Origin of the sequence: Amphritea balenae, from assembly GCF_003858655.1 — a bacterium.
GTDB classification, from domain to species: Bacteria; Pseudomonadota; Gammaproteobacteria; order Pseudomonadales; family Balneatricaceae; genus Amphritea; species Amphritea balenae.
Genome location: NZ_RQXV01000016.1, coordinates 31,668 through 45,321, shown reverse-complemented (window position 1 = coordinate 45,321; position 13,654 = coordinate 31,668). Strand labels below are relative to the sequence as shown.

Genomic DNA, 13,654 nt, shown 5'->3' with positions numbered 1-13,654 from the left:
TTTTGATTGTGGTTTGCTTGGCCCTGAAAAAAAGTGGCGTAACTATATATTTTACAGGGTTAATTTAAGTTCTAGCTTGAGAGTTGAAAGGAAGGTCCATGTCAGTATTTGGTCTTAAACAGCGTTTCTTGTTGGTGATAGCTATTGTAATAATCGCGTTTGCGATGGTCTTTTGCTTACAGATTATTATGCAACAGCGTCAATCTGATAGCTGGCAGGCGCTGCAAGAGAAAGCACTGGAGCGTCAGAATACTTTATTTACAATGCGCTCAGAAATTGGCTATGGCGCCATGATTCACAACTTTAAGAACTATGTCTTGCGCGGTCAGGATAAGTATCAGAAGCGCACCCGTGATAACCATGCTCAGTTAAGTGAATCGATCAGCTACTATCGCAGTTTAGGTGGTATTACAGCAGAGGAAATTCAGGCGCTGAATGATATTCAGTCGGTTGCTGATAGCTACCTTCAATCCCTTAACAATGTACAAAAACTGGTAGCCAAGCCTAGTCCGATAACGGTTATTGATCGATCTGTAAGGATCTCGGATCAAACAGCCATTGATGGTTTTGCTGTACTTGAGAAGCATTATATTGAACTGAGTCAGCAATATACCCAGATGTTTGAAGCTGATGCAGAAGATACTTTTAATTATAGTTTGATGGCTGTGTCGTTTGCTTTGCTCTGTATTTTGATTGCAACCCTTACCTTGTATCGATATGTGGTAAGCCGTACCACTCAGCTACATGATGCCGTGCATAATATCAGTCAGGGAGAAGCGGATCTGTCGCAGCGTATTGAGATCAGCGGCAGTGATGAGTTTGCTCAGGTTGCGGATGAACTTAATCTGTTCATGAAACGTATGGCGGAACTGGTAGGAAGTATCAGGGGGTTATCTGAAAACTTTACTATCGCTTTGCAGGAAATCCATAACAATGCCTTAGGTAATGCTGATCGTTCGGCGCGCCAGAAGGATGATACTGAAAGTCTTGCCGCTGCCGTAGAGCAAATGGCGACTACTGCACATATGGTCGCTCAGAATACCAGTACCGCGGTTGATGCTGCGGGTCATGCTCAGACTGAATTTTCCAATGGGGTTGAGTCCCTGACTAAGTCTGTGGAAAGTATCGTGCAGTTATCGGGTGATGTTCAAAACGCTTCTGAGGTCATTGATAGATTGAAGCACCGTTCTGATGAGATTGGTGAGATAGTGACGGTGATTGGTGGTATTGCTGAGCAAACCAACCTGCTTGCACTGAATGCTGCTATTGAAGCGGCGCGAGCGGGAGAGCAGGGTAGAGGTTTTGCTGTTGTTGCAGATGAGGTACGGACCCTGGCAGGACGAACGCAGCAAAGCACTGAGCAGATTCGACAGATGATTGATGATCTGCAGGCGGGCACTGCGCAAGCTGTGCAGGTAATGGATGACAGTGAAAGCCGCAGTGATAATGCGGTAGAACTGGTAAAACATGCAGAGCACTCCTTACAGGAAATTGCTACAGAGATCGGTCGTATTTCTGAGCTTAACCTGAGTATCTCAAGTGCCTCCGATGAACAATCTTCTGTAACAGATGAGCTGAATCGTAATATTCATAATATTTTTCAATTATCTGGAGAGACCGCAACAGCCGTAGCCAGTAATAAAACCGCGGTTGAGCAGTTGACCAAGCGTGCAGATGAGCTGGAAGGGCTTGTGCAGCGCTTCAAATTGTAGTGCAATGCACAGCTTCAAATGATGATGGATTCCCGGCATGAAAAGTTACCTGTTTACCACTGAAACAGATCGCGGTGGAGTAATGCTCTGCGATATCGATGACTTTGATGAAGGTGTTAAATATCTTTGTCATCGTTTCGATGGGGTAGTGCGTGTTGAAGCGGGTGAACAGTTATGGGAACTTGAAGCTGGCAAGCAACCTGCCAGAGCTTTTGCCTCTGTTCCCGGAGCATACACTGAGCAAGCTGATAATCAGGAGCAGAGTTCGGTAGCAGGCACTGTAGCTGAATCGCAGCCAGAGCCCCATGTAGAACCAGCAAATAATGAAGCTGACCTGTTCGGCTAAAACTGATAAATCCTTTCATAGTATCAGTCGCTTCAGGTATTCTTACAGACAGCAAAATCAATGGCTTACTCAGGGCTGTCTGAATGTTCCAGATTTATCATTCCAATAAAATTGACCTGCAAAAGGATCTGCTGGTAGAGCTGATTAGTCGTCAGCCGCTGAGTGATCCTTTTCAACCCGAAACTATTCTGGTGCAGAGCCCCGGTATGGCTCAGTGGCTTAAACTTGAGCTGGCAGATAAGCTCAAGATTGCAGCCAATATTGATTTTCCTCTTCCTGCCAGCTTTCTCTGGCGTAGTTTCTCTACGGTACTTGATGCGGTACCCGAGCGCTCGGCTTTTACTAAAGATGGCCTGACCTGGGCGCTGATGGAGTTGTTACCGCAGCAGCTTGAACGCCCTGAATTTATACCGCTAAAGCGTTATCTTGAACAAGATAAGGCCCAGTTTAAGCTGTATCAGCTGTGCGGTAAGGTGGCCGATATTTTTGACCAGTATCTGGTTTATCGACCCGACTGGATCGCCAGTTGGGAAGCCGGTGATGATCTACCCGACATTAGTGCATCTCAACCCTGGCAGCCAGTATTGTGGCGGATAGTACAGCAGCACATTCTTGCTCAGGGTCAGTCTCACTGGCACCGGGGGAATATGTTCAACGGCTTTGTTGACGCCCTAAAGCAGGGCCAGTTTAGCGATAAAGCGCTGCCATCCAGACTATTTGTATTTGGTATTTCTGCGTTACCGCAAAACTTTATTGAAGCGCTCCAGGCATTGGGACAACAGATTGATGTTCACTTGTTAGTGAATAATCCATGTCGCTATTTCTGGGGGGATGTAGTTGACCCCAAATACCTGGCAAGGCTGAACCAGCGTTGGCTGACTAAACCGGGTATGACCAGTGAAAATTATTATACTCACGGCAATCCTCTGCTCTCATCGCTCGGTAAGTTGGGACGTGATTATCTGTATCAATTACAAGAGTTGGCTGCGCCTGAGATAGAGCTATTTGAAGATTATGGTCGCGATACTTTGTTGTCATCGATACAACAGGATATTTTGCAGCTGGATGATCCAGTAATACTCAACGGTGCTGAAGAATCTGCGCGATACCTTTTGCAAAGTGATGATCGCTCACTGGTGCTGCATAGTGCGCATAGCCCGCTGCGTGAAGTTGAGATTCTTTATGATCAGCTGCTGGCGATATTAGACAAACAGCAGGACATATCACCACGGGATATCATCGTTATGATGCCCGATGTTGCTCAATATGCGCCTTATATAGAGGCCGTATTTGGTAATGCGCCATATGACCGCTACATTCCCTTTTCGATATCTGACCGGACTATGCAGCAGGAAAGCCCGCTGTTGATGAGTTTTCTAAGATTATTGGGGCTGCCTGATAGTCGTGTCACCGTGTCTGAGGTACTCGAAATACTCGAAGTGCCCGCAGTACTGCGCCGTTTTAACCTTGAACTCGATCATTTTGAGCGAATTTGTCGCTGGATAGAGGCCTGCCAAATACGTTGGGGGATTGATGCGGAGCACAGGCAGCAGCAGGGTGTTCCGGCATTCGAACAAAACAGCTGGCGGTTTGGCTTACAGCGTATGTTGGCGGGCTTTGCGATGGGCGATACGCAGTCCTTATGGCAGGGGATCGAGCCCTACCCTGAAATTGAGGGGCTTGAAGCTGAAGACCTGGGGCAGTTGGCTGAGTTTGTCGAACTGCTTGAACTCTGTGTTACCCGTCTCAACCGGGATCAGTCTATAGGCGAGTGGCTGGAACTGCTGAATGAAATATTGTTGCGGGCTTACCTGCCGGATGAAGACGATGAAATTACTCTGAGTCAGATCCGTAAAGCCCTGGAACAGTTACAGCAACAGCTACAGGACAGTCACTTCGACCAACCATTGAGCTGGGCAATTGTGCGGGATTATTTGTCTAATCAGCTGGGTAGCAGTCGTTCCAGTCAACGTTTTATGGTGGGAGCGGTAAACTTCTGTACCTTAATGCCGATGCGCTCCATTCCGTTTAAACAGGTCTGTCTGTTAGGTATGAATGATGGGGTTTATCCCCGCTCGATTCCGCCAGTGGGCTTTGATCTTATGGCTATAAACACCCGTCGTGGTGATCGCTCACGCCGGGATGATGATCGCTATCTGTTTCTTGAAGCGATGCTATCTGCCAGAGAAAAACTCTATATAAGTTATATTGGCCGCAGTGTGCAGGATAACACCCCTAAGGTACCTTCGGTGTTAATTAGCGAACTGTTGGAATATTGTCAGCAGAACTATCGGTTTAAAGAGGCTGGTCTCAAGTCAGCATTGTTGACTGAGCATCCGCTACAGCCCTTCAGTGAACAGTATTTTGCTGCAGATTCCCCGCTGTTTAGTTATGCATCCGAATGGTTGCCAGTGGTCCGGGGGGAAGGGCAGAGCGAGACCAGTTTTATTACCAGCCCTCTGGGATCAGAGCCTTTAGAGGAACTCGAGCTAACCGATCTGATGGGATTTGCCCGGAACCCGGTAAAGCACTTCTTTCAACGTCGCCTGAAAGTCTTTTTTAATCATTACAGTATCGATCAACAGGATGAAGAGCCGTTTCAGGTAGATGGTTTAACCGGTTATCAACTGAAACAGCAATTACTGGATCAGGCGCTGAAATTGGGTGAGCTGGATACGGCCTTTAACCGCATCCGCGCCAGTGGCCTGCTACCTGTTGGCCTGGCGGGGCAGTTGCAAACCGGTAAGCTGCGTCAGGATTGTCAGGAGATGGCTGATAAGATTCGACCCTGGCGGGGCCAGCCTGATAGGTTTGAATGCCAGTTATCGGTTGCCGGGCTGAAATTAAATGGCTGGCTAACCGAACTTCATCCGCGCGGTTTACTTCGTTACCGCGCCGCTAACGCTAAAGGGCGGGATATTATTCAACTCTGGCTTGAGCACCTGGTGCTCTGTGCCAGTGGCGTGTCACTGAAAAGCTGCTTCTTTGGCCTTAACGGTCGCCATTGGTTTGATCCCCTTGATGCCGGACTCGCACTGGAGCATCTGCAACACTGGGTTAATGCCTATCGCCAGGGGCTTTGTGAGCCACTCCCCCTACCGGCGGATACATCCTGGGTCTTCGTAGCTAAGACCATAGAGAAGGGGCCTGATCAGGGGCTTATTGAAGCCCGGAAATGTTATGACACCGATGACTATCGAATAGGTGAGTCGAGAGATATCTATCTCGACCGGGTCTATCCGGATTTCAGTACGCTGGGTCCTCGTTTTACTGAATTGACTGAACTGCTCTATCAGCCGCTGGCTGAAAAGTTACAACACTCTGATACGGAGGAAGATGATGAGTGATGTAAAGCTACTTGATCCTCTGACATTTCCTCTGCATGGACGCCGGTTGATAGAAGCCAGTGCCGGCACCGGTAAAACCTATACGATCACCGCATTGTATCTGCGCTTGTTGCTTGGACAAGGGCAGGGTCAGGGCGAAATGATTGCTGAGGGAGAGCCGCTGCGGGTCGATCAGATACTGGTGGTAACCTTTACTGAAGCGGCTACTGAAGAGCTACGTGACCGTATACGCAACCGTATTCAGGAGGCGGGCCAGGTGTTTCGTGGCAGCGCGACTTCAGATCCATTCCTACAGCAGTTGAAACAGTCACAAACAGACCCTGAAAAAGCGGCAAAGCTACTGGAACTCGCCGTACGGCAGATGGATGAAGCGGCCATTTTTACCATTCATGGTTTCTGCCAGCGTATGCTAAAACAGCACGCTTTTGAAAGTGGTAGCTTGTTTGAGACCGAGCTGATTACCGATGATGGCGGCTTAAAACGGCAGGCGCTGCTGGATATCTGGCGCGAGCTGATCTATCCGCTGGCCCCGGATTTGAGTGAAGCGATACAGCAGATCTGGCCGACCCCGGATATGCTGATGAATGATCTGCGTCAGATGCTGGGTCGCAGTGAGCTAAAACTGATTCCCGCGCTTGATTACTCCGATCTCGAGCAGCAGTGGCATAAAAGTCAGCAATGGCTAAATAGCTTTTGTCAGCAGTGGCAGGCTAACGATGTAGACCTGGCAGAGCTGATCCAGAACTCCGGCGTTAACAAAAACAGTTACCGTAAAGCCTCAGTGCCGAAGTGGCTGGCAGCCATCAGCGCTTATGCTGCCGGAGAGATAAGACAGGTGCCAGAAACTGAGCTGGCAAAATTGTGTCAGTCGGCACTGGCTGACAAGACTCCAGCTAACAAGGATACGCCCTGTCATCCATTGTTTGAGCTTTGTGATCAGTACTTTGAACAGAAGCTGCCGTTGCGTGAGCTGCTACTAACCCGAACCCGTCATGCTCTGGAACAGCGTTTTGCCGGGTTAAAGAGTGATCTGCGCCAGCTTTCCTTTGATGACCTGCTCAGCCAGTTAGATGCGGCGCTTCAAAGCCGCTCAGGTGACTCTCTGACGAGCGCTATAGCTAACCAGTATCCGGTCGCGATGATCGATGAATTTCAGGATACGGATCTGCTGCAATACCGAATATTTACCACGCTATATCTTGACTGTAGGGATCGTGGTCTGTTTATGATCGGTGATCCCAAGCAGGCGATCTATGGTTTCCGTGGCGCGGATATCTTTACCTATATCAAAGCCCGGCGTCAGGTGACTGATCACTATACACTGGCCACTAACTGGCGTTCCTCCGGTGCGATGGTGGAATCGGTTAATCGACTGTTTCAGCAATCTGGTGCGCCTTTTATCTACGATACTGATATCCCTTTTATTCCGGTTGTAGCTGGTGGTCAGGCGGATAAAAAACCTTTTACCTTATACGGTAAGCCGGCTCAGGCAATGCAGTTCTGGTTTGACGATCAGCCGCTGATCAGTAAGGCGGATTACCTGCAAATCATGGCAACAGCCTGTGCCAGTGATATCGATAGCAAGTTACAGGCAGGTACCGCTGGAGAGGCTTTGCTGGGCGATGAGCCGTTGCAGGCTAGTGATCTGGCTGTCTTGGTGCGTAACCGCCAGGAAGCTACTGCAGTAAGAACCGCATTATCGGATCGGGGTATCGCCAGCGTTTATCTCAGTGGCCGTGACAGTGTTTTTAGTAGCAGAGAAGCCTTTGATCTGAATTTGTTACTTCTGGCGGTAGCAGAGCCGCTGGATGAGCGTCGTTTACGGGCGGCTTTAGCCAGTTCATTACTGAACTATCCAGCCCGGTATCTGGAACGCCTGAGCAGTGATGAGCAGTTATGGGAGCAACTGGTCGCAGAATTTAGTGACTATAGGGAGTGTTGGCTCAAGTTGGGCTTGCTGCCAATGCTACGGCGCCTTATACAGCGGCGTCAGTTAGCTGAATCTTTACAGCAACAGTTTCAGGGCGAGCGGCGCTTAACCGATCTGCTGCATCTGGGCGAGATACTACAGCGGGCTAGTCTGGAGCAGGAGAGTATTACCGCTCTGTTACGCTGGTTCAGTGATCAGTTGCTGCAGCCTAACGGTGAAAGTGATGAGCAGCGTGTGCGGTTGGAAAGTGACTCTGGCCTGGTAACGGTTATTACAATCCATAAGAGTAAAGGGCTTGAGTATCCGCTGGTCTATCTACCGTTTGCCTGCAGCTACTTTAAAACCAAGCAGCCTCTGTTCCATGATAAAGATGATCAGTTCTGCTTCAGTCTGAAGTTAAAAGACGAAGATAGTCTGGCCCTGGCGGACCGGGAACGTCTGGCTGAAGATCTGCGGTTACTCTATGTGGCAGTAACACGTTCAGTCCATGCCTGTTACATAGGTCTGGCGTCTATCCCTGATGGTCAGTCACGTAAAAAGAGTGGCTTATATCGTTCAGCATTGGGCTATCTGTTGCTCGATGGTTTAGATAATAATGATGAGTTGCCAGCCAGGTTAGATGCGCTAACGGCGAATGATGGGATCAGTGTCTGTCAGCCGCCACAATCTGATCAACAACGGGACCTGTTTGATCTGCCAGAGCCTGAGGTTGTTGAATACAGCGCCAGTTTGTTTCAACGTAAACTCAAGCGGGACTGGCGAATCTCAAGTTACTCTGCACTGGTCAGTCATCATGGCAGCGCTCCACCCCTGCCGGGGTTGGACCTGGAAGTGCTGGATGAGCAGGACAGCGCACCGGTAATAGCGCCGGTAGAGAATATTTTTAGTTTTCCTAAAGGGGCTCAGGCCGGCACCTTCCTGCATGAATTGTTTGAGGAGATCGAATTCACCGATCATCGAACTGAATTAACGCCGCTGCTTGAGCAAAAGTGTCAGCTGGCGGGCTATGATTTGCGTTGGATTCCGGTACTTGAACAGCTGCTGGATGATGCCCTGAAGTCGAGCTTAGGCACCTCTGTAGCTACTGACTTTTGTCTGGCGGATCTGGCACCACATCAACGCCTGGTTGAGATGGAATTTATGCTGCCCTCGAAAGGATTAAGTGCGCAGTCCCTGAATAAGATTATTACCGAACATGATCCACTCTCGGCTCAGGCAGGCGAACTGGTTTTTGATCATCTGCAAGGCATGTTAAAGGGCTTTATTGATCTGACCTTTGAGTATCAGGGCCGCTATTATATTCTCGATTATAAATCTAACTTCTTAGGTGATGAGATTGCTGATTACAGTACGGATCAGTTAGCCCTGGCGATGATTGATCACCGCTATGATCTGCAATATCAGCTCTATACCCTGGCGTTACACCGGCTGCTTAAAAGTCGCCTGCCTGATTATGACTATCAGCAGCATGTGGGCGGCGTGTTTTACCTGTTCTTACGCGGCATGCGTAGTGATCAGCCTGGCAGTGGAGTATTTCACTGTAAGCCTGAGCTAAAACTTGTTGAAGCGCTGGATAGTTTGTTTGATGGAGAGTCGACGTAATGGAACTGTTAAAGCAGCTGCGTGATCTACAGTTGATTCGCCCTCTGGACCTCCAGTTCGCCCGCTTTATTATTCAGGCTGAATCGGGACAGATTCAGTCGGATCCGTCTGCTCAGGCAAGTGGAGCTACATTGGCAACTGAGTCTGGTGCCGAGGCGTTGCAACTCTTATCTGTACTGGTCAGCCTGCAGCTGGGCCGGGGAGAGGTGTGTTTACCTGTTGATGGATGGCAGGATCTGATTCAGGACTGGCCGGATGCTCTGCGGAATGAGGCCCGGCAGCGACTCGGGAACCTGTCGGAAGAGCAGCTACTGCAGTTTACTGTTGTCTCCGATGGTTCTGTTGCTTCTGAAACAGTCGAAGCGCCGCTGGTATTAGAGCAAAACCGTTTATATCTGTACCGCTACTGGTTCTACGAGACCCGGGTAGCGAGTCGAATAAACGGACTGGTAAAGCCTCTCTTACTTGATTATCAGAAAGTGAAAACAGGGCTTGATCAGCTATTTCCCAGCCCGGTTACTGAGCCGTCATCATCAGAGGCTAAAACCGACTGGCAGAAGGTGGCAGTGGCTATCGCTGTCCGCTGCCGCTTTAGTGTGATCAGTGGCGGGCCGGGAACCGGTAAGACAACAACTGTTGCGCGGCTGTTGGCTTTATATACCGGACTGTTTCTGGCTGAGCATGGCCGAGCCCCTGAGATTAAACTGGCGGCCCCCACCGGAAAAGCTGCGGCACGCTTGAGCGAGTCATTAGGGCAGGCCCGACAAGGGTTGTCTATCAGTGATGAGCTGAAACAGTTGATCCCCGATCAGGCACAAACACTGCATCGTTTATTGGGGCCAAGGCCTGATAGCAAAGCTTTCAGACATAATGCGGATAACCCATTACATCTGGATCTGCTGGTGGTCGATGAAGCGTCGATGATCGATCTGCCGATGATCTCGCGCTTGCTGGATGCGCTGCCTGCCCATGCCCAGTTGATTATGATCGGCGATAAAGATCAGTTGGCCTCGGTCGAGGCGGGTAGTGTGCTGGGCGATATCTGTGCCTGGCAGCAATTCAGTCCCGAAGGTGAGCTGACCTATAGCCATGAGCAGAATCAATATCTACAAAATGTCTGTGGTTTAGCCTCAGATGAGCCTGAATCAGGGCAGCACGCTACTGCCAGTTCAGATAGCCGGACGGTGGCTAATGCGTTGGCGCTGTTACGTCATAGTTATCGCTTTGATGAACATAGTGGCATTGGTCAGTTAGCAAAAGCTGTTAATCGTGGTGAAGGGAAAGTCGCGTTACAGCTGTTTAGCGCGGGCCTGGAAGATATCGCGCTGTTACCGCTAACTGAAACAGGCTATCAGGCTATGGTTAGTCAGGTAGCGCAGGGGTATAAGGCGTATCTGCAGGAAATAGCGCAGGGGGCCCGCCCTGAATCTGTGTTGACGGCATTTAACCGTATCCAACTGCTGGCAGTGCTGCGCGAAGGTGTTTATGGTGTTACAGGACTTAATCTGGCCATTGAACAGCACTTAAACCGGGCACGCCTGATTAATAGTAGTACCAATTGGTATCCGGGCCGACCGGTTATGATTACCCGCAACGACTATCAGCTAGGTTTGTATAACGGTGATATCGGTATCGCAATCGAAGATCAGGATGGTCGCTTAAGAGTCTGGTTTGAACTGCCTGACGGTGAGATGAAAGGGGTGTTGCCGGGGCGTTTGCCGGAGCATGAAACTGTTTATGCAATGACGGTACATAAAAGTCAGGGGTCTGAGTTCGATCAGGTGGTAATGTTGTTGCCGGCTCAGGAAACACCGCTGTTAAGTCGTGAACTGATCTATACCGGTATTACCCGGGCACGAAAAACCTTTACTCTGCTGACCACCAGTCAGGCATTGATCAGTGGTTGTGCCAGGCAAACCGAGCGTGCCAGCGGCTTGGGCTGGAGGTTATGGCGCTAGTTAGATTCTGTTCTGGGCTTAAAGTGAGTGTGATACTAAGTATGAAGGGAATAAAAGCTGGTTAAGCGATAACGGGAACGAGTATAGCAAACGCTCCCGTATCAACATGCAGGTTTATCAGGCGCTGGCTTCGTGCTGATCAACAAAAGCAGCAAACTCAGTGAAACCACCCAGATGTTCCTGGCCGTGGAAGATCTGTGGCACTGTATCGACAGGCTTACCCACTGTTTTTTCCAGATCTTCTTTGGTAATACCTTCTTCCTGAATATCGATATAGCGATGTTCCAGATTTTTCATTTCACACAGTTGCTTGGCACGGGTACAAAAACCACAACCTTTACGGCCAAATATAGTAATTCGTTGCATATATCCATCTCCAGAAATTTGTTTGAATGTATTGAAACAGTATTCACAGTGGAACACCAATTGCCTTTTTTAATGTTTTAGATAGGTAGAGGTTATCGCCAGCACAAAGTTGGTTTAGAATGCTCATGAACTAATACAAGCAGGTAGTATTGTGCCAGAAAATATTCCGGTCCACCGGCTCAAAGAGATGCCGGTTTTTGGTGGATTACGCGAAGATATTGTCAAACTGATTCTTGAAGGCTGCGACTATGTAGAATTGCAGCCTGGCAATACCTTTTTCCGCGAAGGTGAACGTGGAGACTCGGCATTTATTGTGGAGTCAGGCAGCGCGGCCCTGTTTAAGCGGGGTGAATCCGGAGAGTTTTACAAGATAAGGTCATTCTTGCCCGGCGAATGCTTCGGCGCTATGGCTTTATTAGGTGTGTATCCGCGTAGCGGTGAAGTGCGGGCAATGAAAACCTGCCGTGTTGTTGAGATAAAAGCCGATCAGTTGTTCTCTGTTTATCAGGTCGACCCGGAACAATACACCCTGATATTTATGAATATGGCGCGGGACCTCAGTCGTCGGTTGCGAGACACTGACGATCAGCTGGTTGTATGCCTGGATGAACAACAGCGCCAGGATTAAAAACAGGTAACAAAAAAGGGTGGCTTATAGCCACCCTTTTTTATTGTCAGGACTAATCAGCCCGGCTTTCTATCTGTTACCAGGTATCATGACGTTTACGACGCTTCGGCAGATAAGGGATCATCAGACCCAGTATGAGTCCGCCGAAAGCGACCAGGCCACCGTAGGTAAACCAGCGCATCAGATTGCTTTCATCCATACCGTTAATTTTACGGTTAAGGCTGACAATCTCCTCTTCCAGCGTGGAAATCTGCTGAGCATAGTTATTGTTTTCCTGGCCCAGGCTACCACTTTGCTGTTTAAGGGAGGAGATCGCTTCCTCCTGCTGTGACAGCTTGGCATCATTTACTTTGATCAGTTCTTGTAGCTTAGGAAAGCGAGTTGCCATACTGGTGCCTGAAGAGACTTTATCTGCGCTTATCCAGCCGGTTCTGCCACTCGGCGTTTTGATCTGTATATACTTAGTTTTCTCGTCACGACTTAATACGGTAACGGGGGTACCGCTTCGAATTCGTCCGCTGATGCGGTACTGATCACTTGGGCCGCCGTGGTAAAAAGTGTAGACGTCATCACTGATGTAGTTTGCAGCTACGGCCTGTTGTGACATGCCAGTCAGCAGAGATAAAGTGGCGATAACACAGATCAAAAATCTGGAAGGGAGTAACGTTAACGGGTTCATGTTGTTCCTGTGTGATTATATGTTGAGAACCTGCGAATACGTTCGGAACTTTCTCTGCGGACGATAAAACAGTCCTTATGCGCGAAAGGTAGCGTAGTGGAATGACGGGTCCTTTCCAAGCTACCTGACAATGCAGAAGGCTTTTTATCGTTCGCCCTACGGGGCTTTCAGAGCAATGCGATCTCTACGTTGGCAATTTTCGACAGGCAACCAGCATGCCTATAATCACCGCCTTGATATCGTATTGCTCTGATAGCCAGAGGCGTCTCGAACTTATGCGAAGGTTCCTTAGCTTTCCCCCCCCATAAAACTGAAAATAGTTTTCAGGCAAAGCCGAACAGGATAGACCTGCATCAGGTATATTAGTTCAGTGCGGTATAGTACGTATTTCGTATCGGAGAATCAAAGTTTGTAGCCATTGTCGGCCTTTTTTAGAATTAGTCGTTATTTTCTGTAGCCAGAGGCAGACTAAGGGGCTTGATTCAGGAACTTGTTGGTCGATTTCATTTATTTTTATATCCCCTTATTTTGCAGGGAAATATCCTGCCCTAATGATGCTATACTCCCGCGCCATTCGATTGATTTTAGCAGAGGAGAGTAATTGTGGCTTTTATCCGATGGTTTCTTGGACGGATTATTCTGTTATTAAATGCTGTGTTTAGTCCGCGCCCGGTTAAGCGGGAAGCCGATGTGCAGCGTCAGTTGGATTTGCGTACTGCAAATTTATCACTGTACCAATTCGAAGCTTGTCCATTTTGTGTCAAGGTTCGTCGCTCAATGCGTCGCAACGGTCTGAATATTGAGTTGCGGGATGCAAAGAAAGTTGAGCTGCACCGCGACGAGCTGTTACAAGGCGGAGGCCGGGTGAAAGTACCTTGTTTGCGAATTGACGATGCCGACGGCGAAGTACGTTGGATGTATGAGTCATCAGACATTATTCATTATCTTGAACAAACCTATGTTCAGGCCTGAAATGAGTTAAGTATTATTAAAAAGCAGCTTATAAGCTGCTTTTTTTTGCCTGATGCTGGCGTTCCTGTTCGGCTTAATATAGTTTAGCTGTATAAATAACCAGTTAAGTTGCGT

Annotated in this window: 9 protein-coding genes; 7 read left to right on the top strand and 2 right to left on the bottom strand. The window is 48.7% G+C overall.

Annotated elements, in window-relative coordinates; genetic code table 11:
- The first annotated feature begins 98 nt into the window (after positions 1-98).
- From EHS89_RS20045 to recD, 5 genes are all read left to right on the top strand, one after another.
- A complete protein-coding gene (locus EHS89_RS20045) occupies positions 99-1,712 on the top strand; it encodes a methyl-accepting chemotaxis protein (protein ID WP_124927955.1) in 1,614 nt (537 codons plus the stop codon).
- A gap of 37 nt (positions 1,713-1,749) precedes the next feature.
- Positions 1,750-2,058, top strand: coding sequence for a hypothetical protein (locus tag EHS89_RS20040; RefSeq protein WP_124927954.1), 309 nt, complete (start codon positions 1,750-1,752; stop codon positions 2,056-2,058).
- Positions 2,059-2,141: 83 nt separating this feature from the next.
- Entirely contained in the window at positions 2,142-5,405 is a 3,264-nt protein-coding gene (recC, locus tag EHS89_RS20035) for an exodeoxyribonuclease V subunit gamma (RefSeq protein WP_124927953.1), read from the top strand.
- Positions 5,395-8,937, top strand: coding sequence for an exodeoxyribonuclease V subunit beta (recB, locus tag EHS89_RS20030; protein ID WP_244937406.1), 3,543 nt, complete (start codon positions 5,395-5,397; stop codon positions 8,935-8,937). Before recC ends, recB begins: the two co-directional genes overlap by 11 nt.
- Positions 8,937-10,895 carry an exodeoxyribonuclease V subunit alpha gene (gene recD, locus EHS89_RS20025; RefSeq protein WP_124927951.1) on the top strand — a complete coding sequence of 653 codons (1,959 nt, stop codon included), beginning with the start codon at positions 8,937-8,939 and terminating at the stop codon, positions 10,893-10,895. The genes recB and recD overlap by 1 nt, the downstream gene beginning before the upstream one ends.
- A gap of 117 nt (positions 10,896-11,012) precedes the next feature.
- Here recD and EHS89_RS20020 read toward each other — a convergent pair whose 3' ends face one another.
- The gene (locus tag EHS89_RS20020) at positions 11,013-11,261 is read right to left on the bottom strand and encodes a GrxA family glutaredoxin (protein WP_124927950.1); all 249 of its coding nucleotides are present in this window, start codon (positions 11,259-11,261) and stop codon (positions 11,013-11,015) included.
- A 151-nt stretch (positions 11,262-11,412) separates the two neighbouring features.
- Between EHS89_RS20020 and EHS89_RS20015 the strand changes: the two genes are divergently transcribed.
- A complete protein-coding gene (locus EHS89_RS20015; protein WP_124927949.1) occupies positions 11,413-11,889 on the top strand; it encodes a Crp/Fnr family transcriptional regulator in 477 nt (158 codons plus the stop codon).
- A 76-nt stretch (positions 11,890-11,965) separates the two neighbouring features.
- On the opposite strand, the gene EHS89_RS20010 is transcribed toward EHS89_RS20015, so the two are convergent.
- Positions 11,966-12,568 (bottom strand): TIGR04211 family SH3 domain-containing protein, encoded by a 603-nt coding sequence (locus EHS89_RS20010; protein WP_124927948.1) that lies wholly within the window; start codon positions 12,566-12,568, stop codon positions 11,966-11,968.
- A 603-nt stretch (positions 12,569-13,171) separates the two neighbouring features.
- Between EHS89_RS20010 and EHS89_RS20005 the strand changes: the two genes are divergently transcribed.
- Positions 13,172-13,540 carry a glutathione S-transferase N-terminal domain-containing protein gene (locus EHS89_RS20005; RefSeq protein WP_124927947.1) on the top strand — a complete coding sequence of 123 codons (369 nt, stop codon included), beginning with the start codon at positions 13,172-13,174 and terminating at the stop codon, positions 13,538-13,540.
- The last annotated feature ends 114 nt before the right edge of the window (positions 13,541-13,654 follow it).